Below are 17,668 nucleotides of genomic sequence, written 5' to 3' on the forward strand. Positions count from 1 at the left end.
TTTAACGAAGAACAATACGACCGCATCATTGCTGTAGGCGGTGATGGGGCTGATACTGCCGTTGCCACAAGCGTTGCCATTTTGGATAATGAAGGTCTACGAACCCGAGTGAACGTGCTATCCAGCGCGGGAGCCTCGTGCTTCCAAGACGTTCGATGTGTAGGCAGCCTCGTCTTTATAGGCTTTGGTCAATATGTATTTATTTTTAAATATGAAGGCCGGTGCGGTAGTTGGCCATCGACTCGACGGCTATTTTGGTCATATGTACGATAGTGGCGATTTCGAAAATCTACCCATAAAATATTCCGTACTCGTTACATCCGCCTCTGAGGCGCTAGCGTTCTCAAGGAAGGGGGATTTGCTTTGGGTACGGAAAAATCTCGGCATTGACGGAGTGCTATTGCATGCCGCAGACTCGAGACAATTCGACGGCGAGGGCGAGTGGGACCCTCCTGATGGATGGCGAAAATTCTCAGTGTCGGCGGATTCGGGCACCGTCCTATAACGGCCAACATCGGACGTTGGTGCGTAGCGGAAGTCTAAGCCTCAGCAATCAATTTACCGAGGTAGTCATGGGAAAATATGGAGTGGCAGCAATCGCTGCGGTTCGTGCATACACCGAAGGAAAGGCGGCAACGGTAGAGGATGCTTGGGCCGTTGCTGTCCAGGAGATTTTTCCAAACAGCCCATCCTCGCAGGCAAAGAGTTGTCCTAGGGGAACATTTCTTGGGATTTGCGAGAGCGGAAAAATTATTGGGATTCCCAGTGGCGAATACACTAGGTCTCAGAAAAATAAAATCTATGGACTGAAAGCGCTTGAATTGCTTCACGCCACGCCTAGCCTTGCCGACGATGAAGCGACCCTTTGGAAACTGGTGCTAGCTGGTCAAAGCAAGGCTCCAAATCATCAAATGGAAGTCACTTCTTCGCTTTGGAAAGCGGGATTAGTAAATAGAATAGTAGGATAGGAAGGCCATAGGGTAAAAGCTTTCTGTCGCTGAAATGGAAATCGCCTCGTATATTCAGGATGGAGCTGGCGCGCCAGGTTCACGAAAGCGGCGCAAACTAAACGATTGGCTTTGTCTGGTTATATGAGGGCAAAATCAGGTCGCAGAGTCCTGTCCATATCGGAGTCTTTTGCAATGGATATTTCTGAACTTTGGCACTCATCTAATTCCTCGGCTTGGGGGCAGGCATTGCAACGCTACTGGCATTTTGTTAAGTTACAAAATGTCGAATTGGAACATGCGCTGAACGCATTGGATAAAAATAGGCTTCAGCGGTTCACGCCACAAGAATGGTATGACTTCCTACGTGACGAGTACTTCCGCTGGAAATACACTGCGGACAATCGCTACGCCACAACCACTAGCCACCTCAGGAAGTACACTGAAACCAATGAACTGAGCGCATTGGACAGCGTCCGGAAAAAACTTCTGAATCTGGACCCCAGCGATATTCACTTGGGCCTCAGAACCGCGACAGAAATAAAGGGACTTGGAATAGCCGGCGCATCGGGGCTACTTTCATTGATGTACCCTGAGCACTTCGGAACTGTCGATCAATTTGCTGTTAAGGCCTTGGCGCAAATAGAGAGCCTACCAGAGGCGGGCGCTATATCGAGAATGAACCAAAAGAGCAAGAAGGGCAATCCGAAACAACTGCGCTTACCTGATGGAGTACTGTTAGTCGATATCTATGCCCGAAAGGCTAAAGAATTAAATCACTTACTTGGCTCTACGGAATGGACGCCGCGTAAGATCGATATGGTGCTTTGGGTTGGTGGTAGATAGTGCATGAACGTCCTGCTACCCAACTGATTGGACAAGCTGCTGACGCCAACCTTATGTTTCCTCCCACCTCAGTCGCAGTGCCCCTGGCCCGGCGCAGCTTGCCTCGGAGGAGGTAAATGTACGCTTCGGAAAAAATCCCATGACTCCTTAGAGGAAAGCAGCCACTCGTATAGGCCCAAGGTGCTATAGCTTGTGTTAAATATTGCAATTATGGCCTCGGCTTGCTTCATGGGGGCTTGCGTCGAACTTTATGGTTCGCCCACCTTACTCCGTGACGATGATTTTCCCATTCATCTCCTCATGGCCAGTACCGCAAAAGTTGTCGCATAGAAAGGCGTATTCACCGGCCTTGCCGGGCGTCAGCCTCACTTCGGTGACCTGGCCCGGCAGCAGGTCGGCGCGGATGCTCATGTCCGGGATGAAAAAACCATGGATGAAATCGATGGCCGTGAACGCCAGCACGACCGGTTCATCCTTCTTCAAGGTGATTTCGTTCGGCGTGTAGACGAATTTCTTCGCCTGGATGGCGATGACTCTTTCCTTTCCGGCAATTTTTTTCACGCCCTGAGCCTCGATGGCGGCTACCGTCAGCAGCGCGCCGATACCGCAGGCGCAACGGATACCAAACTGTCTTCTTGCACGGTCCATGGCTCAGCTCCTTGTGACGGGAAATTCCGTGAGCTTGTAGTCCTTGTTTGCTTCCGCCTCCACCTCGCGCAAGCCCAGGCCCTTGTTCGGCGCGGCCGGGTCCCAGGGCAGGGGTGTGCGCTTTTCCTGCGATCCCGGCGCCGGCAAGGGAAAAATCATGGACTTGGCGGCGTGGTGCGCGATCTGGCCCGTCATGTGGTGATGTTCCTGGTGAATATGGCCATAGAACACGGTCACATTGCTGTACGGCATCAATAGCGCCATCGCCTTGTCGCCGTCGCGCGTGGCCCAGTCCCATTTGGGCACGAGGTCGAACAGGGGGCGGTGGGTGAAGACGACGATGCGCGCATCCTTGGCCTGCTTGTCCAGGTCGTCCTTCAGCCATGCCAGCTGCGTGTCGCCGATGCGCGCGCCGGGGTCGGAGACGTTATCGAGGGCAATGAAATGCACGCCCTTGTGCTCGAACGTGTAGTTGGACGGGCCGAAGTTTTCCTTGTAGGCGGCGCCGTTGTCGAGCGACGCGTCATGCTCGCCGGGGATGAAACGCACGTTTTTCACTGTCAAGCCCGCCGCGATGTCCTTGAATTCGGCCATGCGCTGGCGGCGCTCCTTCGGGTCGTCCGTGGTATGCGTGAGGTCGCCCGTAAAGATGATGAAATCGGGCTGCACTTCCAGCGCATTGACGGTGGCGACGGCCTTCCTGAAGGTGTGGAGGGCATCGGGGTTGGCGGCGCCCGTGAAACCCCAGTGCACGTCGGACAACTGGACGAAATAGAAATCCTCGTAGGGAGCGGCTGCCGTCTTTCCGGCCGCCGCCGCCGGCGCATGCCCGTAGAGTCCGGACATGAACACGGCGCCGCCGCCGACGGCGGCCAGTTTCATGAAGCTTCTGCGGTCCATCATGATGTTTCTCCTTGAAATGCCTGGCAATGGCTGGCAGGCGGTTGCACAACTGTCTCTATTTGCTGGCCTGGGCCCCGCTGGCCCGAGCGGACTCCTGCTTCAGATAAGCGATCAGGTCGGCGCGGTCCTGCGCGGACGGCACCAGGTAGCCCATTTTTTGGCCGGGAATCAGTTTTTCCGGACCCGACAGCCATTGGTCCAGCGTTTTCTCGCCCCACACGATGGTGGACGCCTTCACGGCGGGCGAATAGTTGTAGTCGGCGACACTGCCGGCTTTCCTGCCGAACACGCCCTTGTGCGCGGGTCCCACGCCGTTGTAGTCGATCGAGTGGCAGGATATGCACATGGTTTTGTAGAGCACCTGGCCGTGCATGGCGTCGCCGGCGGTGGCGCTCCCGCTGAACGCCATCAGCGTGGCCGCGGCCAGGCCAGGGAGGAAGCGGGGATGTTGCATGTTGAACTCCTTTCGCTTTGCGGTTGCCAGGCCCCGATGCAATCGGGGCCTGCACATGCTATAACTGCGAAGGCGCGGCAAATATTCCCGCCTGTGCCGGTTTATTTTCTGCCGTAAAAAAACCGCCATATCGGGAATAAACGGCAGGCAAAGCGAGTCTTGGGAGTTGAGACGCCAGACAGGCGGATGGGTGTTGATTTGAACGACATCGATAAAACCCGGTTCTTTGAAAAAATGGCCTTGCCTCACCTGGACGCCGCCTACAAGCTGGCACGCTGGCTCACGCGCAATGACCAGGATGCCCAGGACCTGGTGCAGACGGCTTTCCTGCGCGCTTACCGCTACATGGACGGCTACCATGGCGACGGCGCGCGCGCCTGGCTGCTGACGATCGTGCGCAACACGTATTACACGTCGCTGCGCGATGGTCGCGCAGAACACGCTGACATCGGCTTTGACGAGGAATTCCATGGCCACGACGAGCATGGATGCGGCAACCCGGAAGACATCCTGGCCCGCGCCGACGCGAAGGAGGCGGTCAACCATGCCCTGGATACGCTGCCGCAGCCATTCAGGGAAGTGCTGGTGTTGAAGGAGATCGACGATTTGTCCTACAAGGAGATTGCGGACATCGTCGGCATCCCGATCGGCACGGTGATGTCGCGCCTGGCGCGCGGACGCAAGCTGCTGCTGGCGCGCCTGAAACAATCTGATGGTGAGAGCTGACATGGAGTGCAAGGAATCACAAGACAGGCTGTCCGCCTATGCCGATGGCGAGCTCGATGCCCCGGCCATGGCGCAACTGGCGCAGCATCTGGCCCAGTGCCAGGACTGCGCCAAAGCCTGCGAACAGCTGTTTGCCCTGCGCGCGGCGGTGAAACAGCATGCCGTCGGCCATGCCGCGCCCGCTTTCCTGCAGCAGCGCCTGCGCCAGGCGCTGCAGGAAGAGGGCAAGCAGGCAAGGAAAACCCTGCGCGGCCGCAAATGGGCGCAATTGCCGTGGGCATGGATCAATTTTGGCGTGGCAAGCGCCAGCACGGCGGCCCTGGCCGTCACCCTGGCGCTGTATCTGTCTGTACCCTCGGACGCGGAACGGCTCGACCAGGAGATCGTCGCCAGTCATTTCCGTTCGCTGATGCCCAATCATCTGGCCGACGTGGCGTCCTCCGACCAGCACACGGTCAAGCCATGGTTCAGCGGCAAGCTCGACTTTTCTCCACCCGTGGTTGATCTGGCGCAAGAAGGTTTTCCCTTGATCGGCGGGCGCCTCGACTATATCAACGCGCGTCCCGTCGCCGCTCTCGCGTACCGTCGGCACCAGCATGTGCTGAACCTGTATGTCTGGCCCGACGGGGCACAGCGCGATGCGCCGCCGCGCCTGGCCGTCAGGCAAGGCTATCATTTGCTACGCTGGAGCCGCTCCGGCATGCATTATCAGCTCATCTCGGACCTGAATGTGGCGGAACTGATGGACTTCGAGCGGCGCTTCACGGCACAGATCGACAAGGAAAGTGTGCCGTGAATGCGCCGTGCGCTTTACTTCAGCAGCGGCGCCACCTTGTCGCGCAAGACCGTCCATTGGGCGTCGTGCACGGCCTGGTTGGGGTCGTGTCCGGCCCGTTTCACCACGGTAAAATCCTTGGCCGGCGCCGTGATGCTGTCGAAGTAGCTGCGCGCGATGGCGGGCGAGGTCAGCAAGTCCGCTTCGCCCATGATGAAAAACACGGGCAAGTCAAAGCGCGTGCCCAGCGCAGGCAGGTCGACCTTGGCGAACATGCCGTCACCGCGCAGGCCGATGAACTGGATGTACGAGTAGTCATCGGCCGCCTCGGCATCGGCCAGCGCTTGCGGCGTGGCATAGAACGGCGCCGGCTGCCACCAGTGCTTGGGCGGCGCATCCGTTGCCAATCCCTCATATTTGCGGTCGAAGCGGCGCAGGATGCCGAAGTTGCGCGGATCGCGCCATGGCGGTGCGCCGAGCGCCGTCAGCTTCTCCACCGTGGCGGTATCGCCGGCCGCTTGCGCCAGCGCAAGCACTTCCCGGTACATGCCGGTTTCGTTGGCCCGCGCATTGACCACCTGCGCCGTGCCGATATACGCGTGGAACAGCTCTGGCTGCGCCTTGGCCATGTGCACACCGAGGATCGAGCCCCAGGAACTGCCCATCAAAATGACTTTCCGTTGGCCCAGATGCTGCCCGATATAGCGGGCCACGGCGATGCCGTCGTCGCGCATCTGTTCCAGCGTCAAGGGCAGCTCTTCCGATGGGCGCTGTTTGCCATACGTCATGCCCGCGCCGCGCTGGTCCCACTGCACCAGCGTGTAGTGGCGTTCCCAGCCCGCATAGATGGCGTCCGCGTAGGGACTCAGCGCATTGCCGGGGCCGCCGTGGATGAACAGGATCACGGGATTGCCGCAGGCGGCGCCCTTGATTGTGATCCATTGCTCGATGCCATTGATGGGCACATAGCCTTGTTCGCGGACGGACTGTGCGGGCGAAGCGCAGATGGACGGCGAAGCGGGCGGCGCCGCTTGTGCCGCGCCGAAACAAGATAACAGCAGCAATGCCAGGCCTGTGATGCGCATATCGTCCTCTTAGTTAGTTGGTGGGAATTGCAGCGTGCAATCCTGCGCCGGCTTGCCGGCGATAAAGCGGCTGCTGGCCTGTTCAAAACAGGCGGGCGCCGTCCACAGGAGGAAATGCGGGGCGTTGTGCACGGTGGACATGGCCACCGTGCCGGCCTTGTTCTGCGTCAAAGCCTGCACTTGCGCCTGCGCACCCGCGTAGGGCGTCTTCGGGTCCAGGGTACCCTGCAGTACCAAAGTGGGCGGCACTTTCGCCGGCAATGCGCCGAAATAGGCGTCGCGCGGGTAAGTGGGCAAGCCGCCGCCCAGCAGGATGCGGGGCAGGGGACTGGTAAACAGCAGCTCCGCCTCGTCGCGGTCGATGTCGGCAGCGGCCCAGCCGGGGCGCCGCGACGCTTGCAGATTGTTTTCCGAATTGCTGATGATATTGACCAGCGGAATCGACAGCGGCGACTGGGGATAGCTGCCCAGGCCGGCCGCCGCCTGCGTCAACGTGGCGCGCACGGACGCCAGTTCCCCATCCTTGCCCTGGTCCAGCTCCTGCAGCAGATAGGGGATGCGGGCGCGGGCGGCAGGGACGTCGAGCATGCCGCCCAGGAAGTGCTTCAGGTTCTTGCCGGGGATCTTCGCCAGCAGCGCGGGATCGGCTTGCGCCTTGTCCAGCACGCGGAGGTACAGGGTTGTTGCCGGCTCGCCCAGTGCCGCGTGGCAAGCGGCATCCGCATCGCAGCGGGCGAGCACCTGCATGCCGACCGTGTTGACCACGTGCGAGCGCTGGCTCAAGTCCCAGCGCGCATCCGTCTGCGGCGGCACCAGCGAGTCGAGGATGACGCCCTTGACGGGCAGCGGTCCCAGTTGCAAGGTGCGCAAGACCAGTTGCGTGCCGTACGACACACTGTATACATACATCGGTGGTTTGTTCTTGCCCTGTTCGCCTGCGATCAAGGCTTGCAAGTCGCGCGCCGCCATGGTGATGGAAAACTGGCCCGCGTATTCCGGCATCAAGTTGATGCCGGCAAAGCAGCTGCCCCATTCGGCACCCGCCAGGGCGCGGCCGCCGGGACTCTGTTCCGACTCTTCCACCTTGCACAGGCGCGATGAGTGACCCGTGCCGCGGTGGTCGGGGATGAGGAATTCAAATCCGGGAAAGCTGCGGCGCAAGGTGGGCAGCAAGCTGTAGAACGAGGCGCCCGATTCGCCGGGGCCGCCCGCCACCAGCCACAGGGTGCCTTTGGCGGGCTTGCCGGCAGGCACGTCGGCGGCAATCTTGCGCACGAAGACGTGCATGGCGTCCGGCTCGCCCACGGCGCGGCCCTGGGCATCGTAGCTGCCGGGCACGTTCAAACCCGAGCACAGGCTGCCGGGCACGACCGTATCGGAGCAGGGGGTGAAGTACATCGGTTCGGCATGCAGGGAGGCAGCAGCCAGCAAGGTGGCCAGCAGGGGGAGGCGGGGCAGAACGGTCATCGGCTACTTTGGCGAAGGTGGAGATCAAGCGCCAAAGTAGCGTTTTTTACAGCAATTGTCCAGATGGAAATATTTCTATAGGAACTTAATTAGGCTTGCTGCCACGCAGCAACCTGAGTCCGTTGGCCACCACCAGCAGGCTGGCGCCCACGTCGGCGAACACTGCCATCCACAGGGTCGCCATGCCGGCCAGCGCCAGGCCGAAGAACACGGCCTTGATGCCGATGGCAAAGCTGATGTTTTGCACGAGGATGCTGCGCGTGCGCTGGCTCAGGCTGATGAATTCGGGCAATTTACCCAGTTCATCGTCCATCAGGGCCACGTCCGCCGTTTCGATGGCCGTGTCGCTGCCGGCCGCGCCCATGGCAAAGCCGATGTCGGCCTGCGCCAGGGCGGGGGCGTCGTTCACGCCGTCGCCCAGCATGGCGACCACGCCGAATTGCTGCTGCAAGGCCTTGATTTCATCCAGTTTATTCTCTGGCAGCAATTCCGCCTTGACCAGGCTGACACCCACTTCATCGCCGATGCGCTGGGCCGTCAGCAAGTTGTCTCCCGTCAGCATCACGGTGGTCACGCCCAGCGCATTCAGGCGGGCGATGGCGGACGCCGCCGTCGGGCGCAGCACGTCGGCCACGGCGATCACGCCCAGCGCACCGGCCGAGGTGGCCAGCACCATGGCCGTGTAGGCTTGCTGTTCCAGCCGCGCCAGGATGGCTTGCAACTCCGGCGTCAGGGCGTTCAATTCCGTCATCAGGCGGGCATTGCCCAGGTAATACGTTTGTCCATCGATGCTGCCGCGCACGCCGCGCCCATGCAGGGCGGCAAACTGGGTGACGGGCAAGTGGCTGCTCGCGGGCGGCCCCGCCTTGACGATGGCGGCGGCCAGCGGGTGAGCGGAATTGGCGTCCAGGCTGGCGGCCAGCAGCAGGATAGTATCGCGGTCGCTGCCTTCCAGGGCCACCACGTCCGTGACGGCCGGTTTGCCCATGGTCAAGGTGCCCGTCTTGTCGACGGCGATGGCCTTGATGCGGTAACCCGTTTCCAGGAATTGCCCGCCTTTCACCAGTATGCCGCGCCGCGCGGCCGCCGTCAGGCCGCTGACCACGGTGACGGGAGTGGAAATGACGAGCGCACACGGGCAGGCGATCACCAGCATCACCAGCGCCTTGTAGATCCAGGCCATGAAGGGCGCGCCGAAGAGCAGCGGCGGCAGCACGGCCACGAGGATGGCGAAGACGACGACGGCCGGCGTGTAATAGCGGGCGAAATTGTCGACAAAGCGCTGCGTGGGCGCCTGTTTTCCCTGGGTTTCCTCGATCACCTTGACGATCTTCGCCAGGGTGCTGTTGCCGCTGTTGGCCGTCACGGTGACGTCGAGCAAGCCCCGTTCATTGATGGTGCCCGCATACACGACGTCGCCCACAGCCTTGTCCACCGGCATGCTTTCACCCGTGATCGACGCCTGGTTGACGGACGATACGCCGCTTTGCACGATGCCGTCCAGCGCGATGCGCTCGCCCGGCTTGACGCGCATCAACGTACCGATGGCCACCGTGGCAACGTTCACCTGGCTCCAGGCCCCGCTGGCGTCGGCAACGGTCGCCGTGTCGGGCGCCAGTTGCATCAGGCTTTGCACGGCGTTGCGCGCGCGGTTCAAGGACAAGCCTTCGATCAGCTCGGCAATGGCGAACAGGAAGATGACCATGGCCGCTTCCGGCCACTGGCCGATGGCGATGGCGCCGAAAACCGCTAGGCTCATCAGGAAATTGATGTTCAGGGTGAACGTTTTCAGGGCGATCCAACCCTTTTTCAGGGTCGGCCAGCCGCCCGTGGCGATCGACAGCAGGGCCAGGGCGATGACGAGGGGGGAACTGTCCGCATGCGTGGTCCACGCCAGCGCTTCGGCGCCCGCCGCCGCCAGGCCGGAGACGACCAGCAAGCCCTTTTGCATGCCGCTGAGACTGCCTTCGTCCGGGTTACGGGAAACGGCGGCGTCCGCCTCCAGGGGAATGGCTTGCATGCCGATGCCGTGCAGGGCCGCTTCCACCGTGGCCAGTGTAGGCAGGGTGTGGTGCACGTCGAGCACGCGGTTCATCAGGTTGAAATCGAGGCCCACGACGCCGGCCATGGTGGCCAGCTTGTTGCGGATCAAGCGCTCTTCCGTGGGGCAATCCATGTTGGCGATGCGGTATTTGGCCGTGTTGGCGCCGGCGATGGCGGCGCTGGGCAGCGCAGGAGCGGACGCGGCGGCAGGCGTGGACGAGCACGCATGCTGGCTGGAACAGCAACTGGCCGCCTTGGGCGCAGGGCTGGGTTCGTGCGCATGCTTGTGGTCGTGCGCATGGGTATGGTTATGGCTATCGTGCGGCATCGCATCGTCCTTCCGGTTTCGTGTATGCTTCCATTAGAAACCCTGTAGCGGCTACAGGGTCAAGCGGAATTTGCATGTTGGAATGAAAAAGGGGATGCCATGCGTATCGGAGAATTAGCCAAACGGACAGATTGTGACGTGGAAACCGTACGTTACTATGAAAAGGCGGGCTTGCTGCAGGAACCGGGCCGCAACAGCGCCGGCTACCGCGAGTACCGGGAAGAACACCAGGAACGGCTGCAATTCATCCGCCATTGCCGCTCGCTGCAGATCGGCTTGACGGATATCCGCGCCTTGCTGGAATTTAAGAACAACCCGGCTGAAGGTTGTCAGAGCGTCAATGAATTGCTCGACCACCATATTCTGCGCATTGCCGAACAAATGGCGAACCTGCAAACCTTGCAGCAGCAACTGGTGACCCTGCGCCACCAGTGCGACCAGCCGCAGCCGTCGCAAGACTGCGCCATCCTGCAAAACCTGTCCGAGGCCGCCAGCGGCCACGACTGCGCCTGCCATACCGAACTTCATTGACGATTGCTGCATGCTGAAACTGTTACCTAAAAAAACTTTATTGACCTTATTCCTGCTGTCGCCGCTGAGCCATGCCGCCGATGCGCCGCCCGCAGCCGGACACTACCTGACCCTGTACGCCGTGCCGGGCGTGCCGCAAGACGATGACCCCTACACCTGGAGCACGGCCGGCGGCAAGCAGCTGGCGAAAGGCGTGACGAAGGCGGACGGCCGCGCCTATCTCAAGGGCGAGGAGGGCGAGGAAAACTATGTGCTGAAAACCGTCAGCATGCGCTGGCAGCTGAAGGTGCCGGCCAAGTGCTGGCAGGGCGCGCCGGAGGCTTTCCTGGACTGCGTGCAACTGGCCAAGACCACGAGCCGCTATGACGAAGAGCAGGAGGCGCTCAAGCTGGCGGAGCAGCAGAAGGAAGCCAGGATGCAGGCCAGGATCGCCGCCTACGCGGTGGAGGCCCGTGCCAACGACGATGCGCTGGCCTGGCTGGGGCGTTTGCCTGCGAACTGGACCCTGGAAGGGTATGGCAAGCGCCTGCTGGGCATCGGCGACAAGATCGCCAGATACATCGCCGACGAAGTCCCGCAAGACGGGCCCGATGCGCGCCAGTTCGTCTGCCGCGCGCCCGCCGACTACGGCCCCGTGCCGGACCAAGCCTTTGTGGAAGCGTGGATGGCATTGCCGGATGAGGCACGCAAGGTGCGTGCCGGCCCTGCCTGGGATGCGCTGGCGGCGGCAGGCGGGAAGGGCAACTGGATGGCCCGCCTGGAACTGTATTACGCCTTGTCCAGCGTCAATGTCAGCGAATTGAGCTTGCTGGAACAGTACCGCATCGTGCAATTGATGGAATGGCTGCACAAGAAGAAGGTGGGCGGCCTGTACAGTTACTTCAGCGCCGCCATCCCGGTTACGCCAGGCAGCAACTACCACGCCGCCTGGCGCAGGCAAGACCAGGTTTTCCTGTATTCAGCCCTGCTGGGTGATTACCATCAACAATACCGCATGGGCAATGTCTTGCTGCGGGACGCGAAACCCGCGCTGGTCGAGGCAGGCAAGGCCATGCAAGCCTGCGCCCGGACCGCCATGCCGCACCGGCGCTAAGGCGCCAGCAACGGCGCGCCGCCTTCGCCCAGGCGGAAGGCGTCGACCACGCGCAATAGATCATGCGCCTGGTCCTGCATGCTTTGCGCGGCGGCGGCCGACTGTTCAACGAGGGCGGCATTGCGCTGGGTCAATTCGTCCATTTCCGTAATGGCGTTGTTGACTTCCTCGATGCCCTTGCTCTGGCGCTGGCTGGCCGCCGTGATGTCGTTCATGATTTCCGTCACTTGCTGGACGGAGGCGACGATATCGCCCATGGTGCGCCCGGCGCTGTCGGCCAGCTCGCTGCCCGTTTCTATCCTGGCCACGGAATCCTCGATCAATTGCTTGATTTCGCGCGCCGCCGTGGCCGAGCGCTGCGCCAGGCCCCGCACTTCCGTGGCGACGACGGCAAAGCCGCGTCCCTGTTCGCCCGCGCGCGCCGCCTCCACTGCCGCGTTCAAGGCGAGGATATTGGTCTGGAAGGCAATGCCGTCGATGACGGCGATGATGTCGACGATGCGCCCGGAACTGGCCTTGATCGAGCCCATCGTCTCGACCACCTGGCCCACCACGCGGCCGCCTTCCAGCGCCACGTTCGATGTCGACAATACCATCTGGTTGGCCTGGTGCGCATGGCTGGCGTTTTCGCGCACGGTATCCGTCAAGGCATGCATGGACGACGCCGTTTCCTGCAAGGAATGGGCTTGCGATTCCGTGCGGGCCGACAAGTCCGCATTGCCCAGCGCGATTTCACTCGCTTCCACCGTGATGGTGGAGCCTGCCTGGCGGATGTCGCCCAATAAAGTATTCCAGTTTTTCAGCACCGTGGCCAGGGCCCGCGCCAGCTTGCCCACCTCGTCGTCGCCCTGGGCGTCGATGCGCGTGGTCAAGTCGCCGGCGGCCAGCGATTCGGCGGCGCGGCAAGCTTCGTCGATGGGGCCCACCACGGAGCGCGCCACCCAGGTGGCGATCAGGGCCAGCAGGGCAAAGCCGATGGCCATGGTGCCCAGCGACAGCCAGCCGGCGCGCTGGCCCGCATTCTTGGTATCCTGCAAGGCATCGACAGTGCGGTGGTCGAGATTGAGCAACACCTGGCGCAACTGCCCGCGCACTTGCTGGTAATGCGTGGCGGCATTTTGCATCGCCGCCACGCCCGTATTCGGGTCCGTGGACGCCAGGTCCAGCGCCTGCGCCACGCTGGCACGGTAGCGTTCGACACCCGGCAGCGCCTGGCCCGCTTCCGTGGCAGCGCCCGAGAATGTCTGCAATTGCTTCAAGCCTTGCGCGATGGCGTTCAGCTGGCCATCCGTTTGCGCGCCGAATTGCTTGAACTGCTCATCCGACAGGCTGGCCGCGATGGCGATCTTCGCATACACGTCGGCGTGCACCTGGCCCAGGGCAATAGCTTGCTGGTTCGCAAGCCGCTCGGCCGTCAGGGTGACGTCTTTCAGTTCGCGCATGCGCTGCTCGTTCTGCTGCATGGCGAAGTAGGACAAGGCCCCCATGGCCAGCAGGCAAGCCAGCGCGACCACCGGGACGATCAACATCTTCTGTGCGATTTTCATCGGAGCCCCTATCGTCAAGAGAGCGGACAACCATCCCGGCGCCGGCGGCGCGGCGGCTGGCTACAGGTAGATGCCGCCGCAGACGACGGTCTCGGCCAGCTTTTCGCAATACATCACCTTCGGCTCGATCTTCTTGGTTTCCGGATTCGTGAATTTGTATTCCTGCCAGAACGTGCCCTTGCTCTTGGCCAGGTCGACGCGCTCCTTGACGAAGGCCTTGCCATCGATATCTTTCAAGTCGATCAAGTTCTTGCCCACCATTTTCGGGTTGGCGCCATGCGCGGCGACCGTGCCGTCGAGCTTGTACACGACCAGGTACAGGTCGTGCAGGATGAATTGCGGGGACTTGGCCGTGATCTCGCCATATGCCTTGGCGTCGCCGGCGCTCTTGATGTAGGCCACGCCTTTCTTGACCATGGCTTCGGCGTCGGCGCGCGTGGCGCCGCCTTCGGCAGCGCTGGCGACACCGGGCAAGGTAGCGGCGGCAAGCATGAGCGACAAGCACATGGCAGGGGCGAACTTGGGCATGAGAATCTCCTTCACATTGCGGCTGGGGGAAGCCGGCGGGGGAACCGGCGCGGTAAGGCGGCGCCTATCGAAGTGCCGACGGCTCATGGTAGCGCGATGCCAGTGGGCATGCGCTGGTGCAACAGATATTTTTTCAGACGGGCGTTTTTGCAACGGCGCGTGCACATTGCCGCAATGGATATTTCATAGGGAAAAGGAGGGCGCAGCCTATCATGTCGATAGTGTGGCGCGTGCGCCGCGCTACCAGCTGGCCGGGTCTTCCGCCGCCGCGCGCGCCAGGTCGTCGCGCCAGTCTTGCCACACCAGGCGGTAGATATCGGCAAAGAAGGCGCGCGGGTCGTGCATTTCGTCCCACAGGGCCGGCAGCGCATGCGTGCTTTCGGGGTCATGTTCAAGGATGGCCTGGAAATCGTAAGCAGGGTCTTGCAAGGCTTGCGCCAGCACGGCCACCAGCGCATGGCGGTGGCGGTAGCTGAGTTCCTTGTATTGCGACGTGATGTCGCGCCGTATCAGCGCCGCGCGCTGGGCAGGATCGTTCATGTCCCAGGCATCCAGCTCCACGCCCAGGGTTTCTTCGCGGTCATACACGTCGAAGGGACCGAGGAAATGGTGCAAGGTGGGAAGGTAGGGGGCGTCGCTCCAGGGGCCGCGCAATCCTTTTGGCTGTGGCATGATAAGTCCCCGTTTCACGCGCACTCGGGCAAGGTCCAGCCTTCATAGCCCAGGTCGGTCGGGTAGATGGCGCGGTTCTGGCCCCAGTGGGCATGGTCGAGAATGCCGTCTTCATGCATGTCCAGCACCCATTCCGTGCTTTCCAGCATGGTGCCATCCTTGTGGTACACGCGGAAGAAGGTGGACGTGCTGAACGCGCGCACGATGTTGTTCGGCACGCCGTTGCCGTAGTGCGGCACATAGGTCTTGATCACGCACGTGCCCTGGTCGTTCCACTGCTGGGCATACACGGTGGCATTGCGCGCCGCGCTCACCTTGATGAAGAGCCAGCCTGCCAGCAGGATGAGGAACAGGAAGGCGGCGGCGATCAAGCCGGTTTTCTTGAGTAGCTGCATGAGGTCATGGCATGGCCGAAAACGAAGTTGCCGCATTGTATGTCAAGAGCAGAAATACTTGCTGTACAGCACGTACTGCAAGTATTTCCCCGCGTATGGCGCTCTATTTCGCCAATGCCGCGTGCAGCGCATGCGCCATTTCCAGGTGATGTTGCAACGCTGGCAAGGCCTTGGCGGCAAAGGCCTTGATGTCGGGATCACTCGCCTTCTGGCTGGCATCCGTGAACAGCTTCACGGCTTCCTTGTGCGCCGCCACGCCGATGGTGGCCGCATATTCCCTGTCGAAGGCCTGGCCTTCCAGGCGGCCCAGCCGGTCGATCTGCGCCTTGTGTTTCGCGCCGGGCTGGTCGCTGACCTCGATCTGCTTGCTGCTGGCCAACTGTTTCAGCGCGTCGGCCACTGTCGTGTGGGCGGTGACCATGGCGTCGGCGAATTGCTTCACTTCTGCATTGCTGCTCTTGCTTTGCGCTATCTTGCTGGCGACGATTTCCGTGCTGCCCGCATCGGCGGCCTTGCTGAGGAATTGCTTGTCGTACGCGCCCGGCGCGGCGGCGGCGATGCTGTTGATGGCGATCCCGCTCAACAGCGCCACGGCCGCGCCGATGGCCACGCTTTTCAGGGAGGGGGTACGGGAACTGGTGGTGGAGATAGGCATGGGAAATCCTTTCGAATATGGCGTTTTATGCAAGCTGATGACAATGTTAAGCCCTCAGCCTGCGCACACCCATAGGACAGGCGCGGCCATGCCCGTAGGACTAGTCCTGTTCGTTAGCGCACAGTTCGACTTGTTTAATAGCAAATAAAGCGGCGATGCCCGCATCGCGGCGCCAGGCGGGCATACCGATATCGAGCCACTGCGCCATCGCTTCCAGGTGCGAGGGTTCCGAAACGCTGTGTTCGAGTTCCTCCAGCACCGTGTCGCGGTCGATATACAGGCTGTCCAGCCAGGCGTCGAACGAGGGCGCCAGCTCCATCAGGCCGTGGGCGCGCTTGCCCGTCCACTCCGGCAATTCCTGCACATAGGCCAGTACCCGGCCGCCGCCTTCTTCCGTCAAGTCCAGGTAAAGCATGGAATTGCCGCCATCGCGGGCGAACGGCAGGATGCGCACCGGCATGCCCGCATGCTGGCGCGCGGCGCGGATTTCGCCGACCAGGGTTTCATCGCAGAAATCGCCTTCGTCGGCGCTGAAAAAGGTATTGAAGCCCATTTTTTCCACGCCGCCATTACCGTCCGGCACATCGCACGTGTAATCGAACCAGGCGCCGTTGGCGACCCGCAAGAACGCCAGGAAGGCCTGCGGCAAGGGCGCTTCCAGCAAGGTTTCGATGGCGGCAATCTGCTGCGCCGTGGGGGCAGGCTTGGCGCCCTCGAACGCCAGGTGGCGGTACTGCGTGTAATGGTTGCTCATTGATACTCCTTGTCGTTATTCTTGTTCATATGTACTGGCGCCGCATCGTCGCAACCCGTCTCCACCTTGGCCAGTGCATCGACGAGGCCGGCGCGCAGCACGGCCATCGAACGGGCCTTGTCATCGATCTGGGCAATTTTCGTTTCCAGCATGGTCCGTTTGGTCTGCGCATCGAGCGCGTTTTCTTGCCATACGGCAATGACTTCGGCGATTTCCTTCAAGGTAAAGCCCAGCGCCTTGGCGTGGCCGATCAGCTCGATGCGCCGCAACGCTTGCGCCGAGTATTCCTTGTAGTTATTCGTCATGCCCGGCTGCGGCGCTTCCTCCAGCAAGCCCTGGCGCTCGTAGAAGCGCACCGTATCCTTGCTGACGCCCGTCAGGCGGGTGATTTCACCGATGCGCATCGTTTCCTCTTGACCGTGGACTAAAGTCTACAGTTTACATTAGAAACACTCTCAACTACGACACGTTTGCCATGCTCCCATACGACTACACCAACCAAACCGTGCTGATCACGGGCGCCTCGTCCGGCATCGGCCGCGTCTTTGCGCAAACCCTGGCCGCGCGCGGCGCGCACTTGCTGCTGCTGGCCCGTTCCGGCGCCGTGCTCGATGGGCTGGCCAGGGAACTTTCCCAACGCCACGGCATCCGCGCGCACGCGCTAGTGGCCGACCTGGGCTTGCCCGGCGCCGCGCAAGACGCCCATGCACAGGCGTGCGCGCTGGGCATGCCGCCCGACGTGCTGATCAATAACGCAGGCTTCGCCACGCATGGCAGGTTCGAGAGCATCGACCTGGCGCGCCAGGCGGCCGAAGTCACCGTCAATTGCACGGCCCTCATGGAATTGACGCACTGCGCCTTGCCCCACATGCTGGCTCAGGGGCGGGGCGCCGTCATCAACGTGGCGTCCACGGCGGCCCTGCAGCCCGATCCCTACATGGCGATCTACGGCGCCAGCAAGGCTTTCGTGCTGTCGTTCTCGGAAGCGCTGTGGGCGGAAAACCGCGGCAGCGGCGTGCGCGTGCTGGCCCTGTGCCCTGGCGCCACGGACACGGCCTTCTTCGACGTGGTGGCCGCGCCCGAAGCGGCCGTGGGCAAGCGCATGGCGCCGCAAGCCGTCGTCGCTGAAGCGCTGCGCGCGCTGGACCGGGGCCGCAGCAGCCATGTGGCGGGCCGGCCCAACCGGCTGCTGGCCTGGCTGCCGCGGCTGCTGCCCCGCCAGACCGTGCTGGGCATCGTGGAAGGCATGCTCAAGCCGAAGACGGCCTAGG

The 17,668-nt window shown here is 61.8% G+C and carries 20 protein-coding genes; 7 read left to right on the forward strand and 13 right to left on the reverse strand.

The window, feature by feature from the left end; all coding sequences use genetic code 11:
- Positions 1 to 572 precede the first annotated feature (572 nt).
- The gene (locus O3301_RS02815; RefSeq protein WP_305055471.1) at positions 573 to 968 is read left to right on the forward strand and encodes a hypothetical protein; all 396 of its coding nucleotides are present in this window, start codon (positions 573 to 575) and stop codon (positions 966 to 968) included.
- A 174-nt stretch (positions 969 to 1,142) separates the two neighbouring features.
- A complete protein-coding gene (locus O3301_RS02820; protein WP_305055472.1) occupies positions 1,143 to 1,793 on the forward strand; it encodes a hypothetical protein in 651 nt (216 codons plus the stop codon).
- 264 nt (positions 1,794 to 2,057) lie between these two features.
- Here O3301_RS02820 and O3301_RS02825 read toward each other — a convergent pair whose 3' ends face one another.
- The 3 genes from O3301_RS02825 to O3301_RS02835 are packed head-to-tail and all read right to left on the reverse strand — an operon-like array spanning position 2,058 to position 3,798.
- On the reverse strand, positions 2,058 to 2,441 hold the full coding sequence (locus O3301_RS02825; RefSeq protein ID WP_305055473.1) for a cupredoxin domain-containing protein: 384 nt from the start codon (positions 2,439 to 2,441) through the stop codon (positions 2,058 to 2,060).
- Between the two features lie 3 nt (positions 2,442 to 2,444).
- Positions 2,445 to 3,341, reverse strand: a complete 897-nt coding sequence (locus tag O3301_RS02830) for a metallophosphoesterase (protein WP_305055833.1) — start codon at positions 3,339 to 3,341, stop codon at positions 2,445 to 2,447.
- 58 nt (positions 3,342 to 3,399) lie between these two features.
- The gene (locus O3301_RS02835; RefSeq protein ID WP_305055474.1) at positions 3,400 to 3,798 is read right to left on the reverse strand and encodes a cytochrome c family protein; all 399 of its coding nucleotides are present in this window, start codon (positions 3,796 to 3,798) and stop codon (positions 3,400 to 3,402) included.
- A 234-nt stretch (positions 3,799 to 4,032) separates the two neighbouring features.
- On the opposite strand from O3301_RS02835, the gene O3301_RS02840 reads away from it, so the two are divergent.
- Together O3301_RS02840 and O3301_RS02845 are read left to right on the forward strand one after the other, a co-directional pair.
- A complete protein-coding gene (locus O3301_RS02840; RefSeq protein ID WP_305055475.1) occupies positions 4,033 to 4,524 on the forward strand; it encodes a sigma-70 family RNA polymerase sigma factor in 492 nt (163 codons plus the stop codon).
- Positions 4,511 to 5,320: an anti-sigma factor gene (locus tag O3301_RS02845; protein WP_305055476.1), complete on the forward strand. Its 810-nt coding sequence runs from the start codon at positions 4,511 to 4,513 to the stop codon at positions 5,318 to 5,320. Before O3301_RS02840 ends, O3301_RS02845 begins: the two co-directional genes overlap by 14 nt.
- Before the next feature lie 14 nt (positions 5,321 to 5,334).
- Here the strand turns inward: O3301_RS02845 and O3301_RS02850 are convergent, their stop codons facing one another.
- From O3301_RS02850 to O3301_RS02860, 3 genes are all read right to left on the reverse strand, one after another.
- Complete coding sequence (locus tag O3301_RS02850; RefSeq protein WP_305055477.1) at positions 5,335 to 6,384, reverse strand: alpha/beta fold hydrolase; 1,050 nt, start codon at positions 6,382 to 6,384, stop codon at positions 5,335 to 5,337.
- A 9-nt stretch (positions 6,385 to 6,393) separates the two neighbouring features.
- Complete coding sequence (locus O3301_RS02855; protein WP_305055478.1) at positions 6,394 to 7,851, reverse strand: alpha/beta fold hydrolase; 1,458 nt, start codon at positions 7,849 to 7,851, stop codon at positions 6,394 to 6,396.
- A gap of 85 nt (positions 7,852 to 7,936) precedes the next feature.
- Positions 7,937 to 10,222, reverse strand: a complete 2,286-nt coding sequence (locus tag O3301_RS02860) for a heavy metal translocating P-type ATPase (RefSeq protein WP_305055479.1) — start codon at positions 10,220 to 10,222, stop codon at positions 7,937 to 7,939.
- Positions 10,223 to 10,321: 99 nt separating this feature from the next.
- Here O3301_RS02860 and cadR point away from each other — a divergent pair, with 99 nt between their 5' ends.
- On the forward strand, positions 10,322 to 10,753 hold the full coding sequence (gene cadR / locus O3301_RS02865; protein WP_034787498.1) for a Cd(II)/Pb(II)-responsive transcriptional regulator: 432 nt from the start codon (positions 10,322 to 10,324) through the stop codon (positions 10,751 to 10,753).
- A gap of 10 nt (positions 10,754 to 10,763) precedes the next feature.
- Positions 10,764 to 11,846 (forward strand): hypothetical protein, encoded by a 1,083-nt coding sequence (locus tag O3301_RS02870; protein WP_305055480.1) that lies wholly within the window; start codon positions 10,764 to 10,766, stop codon positions 11,844 to 11,846.
- On the opposite strand, the gene O3301_RS02875 is transcribed toward O3301_RS02870, so the two are convergent.
- The 7 genes from O3301_RS02875 to O3301_RS02905 all read right to left on the reverse strand — a co-directional run bounded on the left by O3301_RS02875 (position 11,843) and on the right by O3301_RS02905 (position 16,801).
- Positions 11,843 to 13,393, reverse strand: a complete 1,551-nt coding sequence (locus O3301_RS02875) for a methyl-accepting chemotaxis protein (protein ID WP_305055481.1) — start codon at positions 13,391 to 13,393, stop codon at positions 11,843 to 11,845. The genes O3301_RS02870 and O3301_RS02875 overlap by 4 nt on opposite strands.
- Before the next feature lie 60 nt (positions 13,394 to 13,453).
- A complete protein-coding gene (locus O3301_RS02880; protein ID WP_328572601.1) occupies positions 13,454 to 13,921 on the reverse strand; it encodes a cache domain-containing protein in 468 nt (155 codons plus the stop codon).
- Between the two features lie 240 nt (positions 13,922 to 14,161).
- Positions 14,162 to 14,593 carry a hypothetical protein gene (locus O3301_RS02885; RefSeq protein WP_305055482.1) on the reverse strand — a complete coding sequence of 144 codons (432 nt, stop codon included), beginning with the start codon at positions 14,591 to 14,593 and terminating at the stop codon, positions 14,162 to 14,164.
- A gap of 14 nt (positions 14,594 to 14,607) precedes the next feature.
- Complete coding sequence (locus O3301_RS02890) at positions 14,608 to 14,988, reverse strand: hypothetical protein (protein WP_099667984.1); 381 nt, start codon at positions 14,986 to 14,988, stop codon at positions 14,608 to 14,610.
- 103 nt (positions 14,989 to 15,091) lie between these two features.
- On the reverse strand, positions 15,092 to 15,643 hold the full coding sequence (locus O3301_RS02895; protein WP_305055483.1) for a DUF4142 domain-containing protein: 552 nt from the start codon (positions 15,641 to 15,643) through the stop codon (positions 15,092 to 15,094).
- 100 nt (positions 15,644 to 15,743) lie between these two features.
- A complete protein-coding gene (locus O3301_RS02900; protein WP_305055484.1) occupies positions 15,744 to 16,397 on the reverse strand; it encodes an SMI1/KNR4 family protein in 654 nt (217 codons plus the stop codon).
- The gene (locus O3301_RS02905) at positions 16,394 to 16,801 is read right to left on the reverse strand and encodes a MerR family transcriptional regulator (RefSeq protein ID WP_289904979.1); all 408 of its coding nucleotides are present in this window, start codon (positions 16,799 to 16,801) and stop codon (positions 16,394 to 16,396) included. Before O3301_RS02905 ends, O3301_RS02900 begins: the two co-directional genes overlap by 4 nt.
- A 71-nt stretch (positions 16,802 to 16,872) precedes the next feature.
- Between O3301_RS02905 and O3301_RS02910 the strand changes: the two genes are divergently transcribed.
- The gene (locus tag O3301_RS02910) at positions 16,873 to 17,667 is read left to right on the forward strand and encodes an SDR family oxidoreductase (protein WP_305055485.1); all 795 of its coding nucleotides are present in this window, start codon (positions 16,873 to 16,875) and stop codon (positions 17,665 to 17,667) included.
- Position 17,668 lies beyond the last annotated feature (1 nt).

It is taken from the genome of Janthinobacterium sp. SUN211, from assembly GCF_030587315.1.
In the GTDB taxonomy this organism is placed as follows: domain Bacteria; phylum Pseudomonadota; class Gammaproteobacteria; order Burkholderiales; family Burkholderiaceae_D; genus Janthinobacterium; species Janthinobacterium kumbetense.

Excerpts from the sequence above, each read along its gene's own strand:
- O3301_RS02815 (WP_305055471.1), top strand. The coding sequence starts at position 573 with ATGGGAAAATATGGAGTGGCAGCAATCGCTGCGGTTCGTGCATACACC.
- O3301_RS02820 (WP_305055472.1), top strand. The coding sequence starts at position 1,143 with ATGGATATTTCTGAACTTTGGCACTCATCTAATTCCTCGGCTTGGGGG.
- O3301_RS02825 (WP_305055473.1), bottom strand. The coding sequence starts at position 2,441 with ATGGACCGTGCAAGAAGACAGTTTGGTATCCGTTGCGCCTGCGGTATC.
- O3301_RS02830 (WP_305055833.1), bottom strand. The coding sequence starts at position 3,341 with ATGGACCGCAGAAGCTTCATGAAACTGGCCGCCGTCGGCGGCGGCGCC.
- O3301_RS02835 (WP_305055474.1), bottom strand. The coding sequence starts at position 3,798 with ATGCAACATCCCCGCTTCCTCCCTGGCCTGGCCGCGGCCACGCTGATG.
- O3301_RS02840 (WP_305055475.1), top strand. The coding sequence starts at position 4,033 with ATGGCCTTGCCTCACCTGGACGCCGCCTACAAGCTGGCACGCTGGCTC.
- O3301_RS02845 (WP_305055476.1), top strand. The coding sequence starts at position 4,511 with ATGGTGAGAGCTGACATGGAGTGCAAGGAATCACAAGACAGGCTGTCC.
- O3301_RS02850 (WP_305055477.1), bottom strand. The coding sequence starts at position 6,384 with ATGCGCATCACAGGCCTGGCATTGCTGCTGTTATCTTGTTTCGGCGCG.
- O3301_RS02855 (WP_305055478.1), bottom strand. The coding sequence starts at position 7,851 with ATGACCGTTCTGCCCCGCCTCCCCCTGCTGGCCACCTTGCTGGCTGCT.
- O3301_RS02860 (WP_305055479.1), bottom strand. The coding sequence starts at position 10,222 with ATGCCGCACGATAGCCATAACCATACCCATGCGCACGACCACAAGCAT.
- cadR (WP_034787498.1), top strand. The coding sequence starts at position 10,322 with ATGCGTATCGGAGAATTAGCCAAACGGACAGATTGTGACGTGGAAACC.
- O3301_RS02870 (WP_305055480.1), top strand. The coding sequence starts at position 10,764 with ATGCTGAAACTGTTACCTAAAAAAACTTTATTGACCTTATTCCTGCTG.
- O3301_RS02875 (WP_305055481.1), bottom strand. The coding sequence starts at position 13,393 with ATGAAAATCGCACAGAAGATGTTGATCGTCCCGGTGGTCGCGCTGGCT.
- O3301_RS02880 (WP_328572601.1), bottom strand. The coding sequence starts at position 13,921 with ATGCCCAAGTTCGCCCCTGCCATGTGCTTGTCGCTCATGCTTGCCGCC.
- O3301_RS02885 (WP_305055482.1), bottom strand. The coding sequence starts at position 14,593 with ATGCCACAGCCAAAAGGATTGCGCGGCCCCTGGAGCGACGCCCCCTAC.
- O3301_RS02890 (WP_099667984.1), bottom strand. The coding sequence starts at position 14,988 with ATGCAGCTACTCAAGAAAACCGGCTTGATCGCCGCCGCCTTCCTGTTC.
- O3301_RS02895 (WP_305055483.1), bottom strand. The coding sequence starts at position 15,643 with ATGCCTATCTCCACCACCAGTTCCCGTACCCCCTCCCTGAAAAGCGTG.
- O3301_RS02900 (WP_305055484.1), bottom strand. The coding sequence starts at position 16,397 with ATGAGCAACCATTACACGCAGTACCGCCACCTGGCGTTCGAGGGCGCC.
- O3301_RS02905 (WP_289904979.1), bottom strand. The coding sequence starts at position 16,801 with ATGCGCATCGGTGAAATCACCCGCCTGACGGGCGTCAGCAAGGATACG.
- O3301_RS02910 (WP_305055485.1), top strand. The coding sequence starts at position 16,873 with ATGCTCCCATACGACTACACCAACCAAACCGTGCTGATCACGGGCGCC.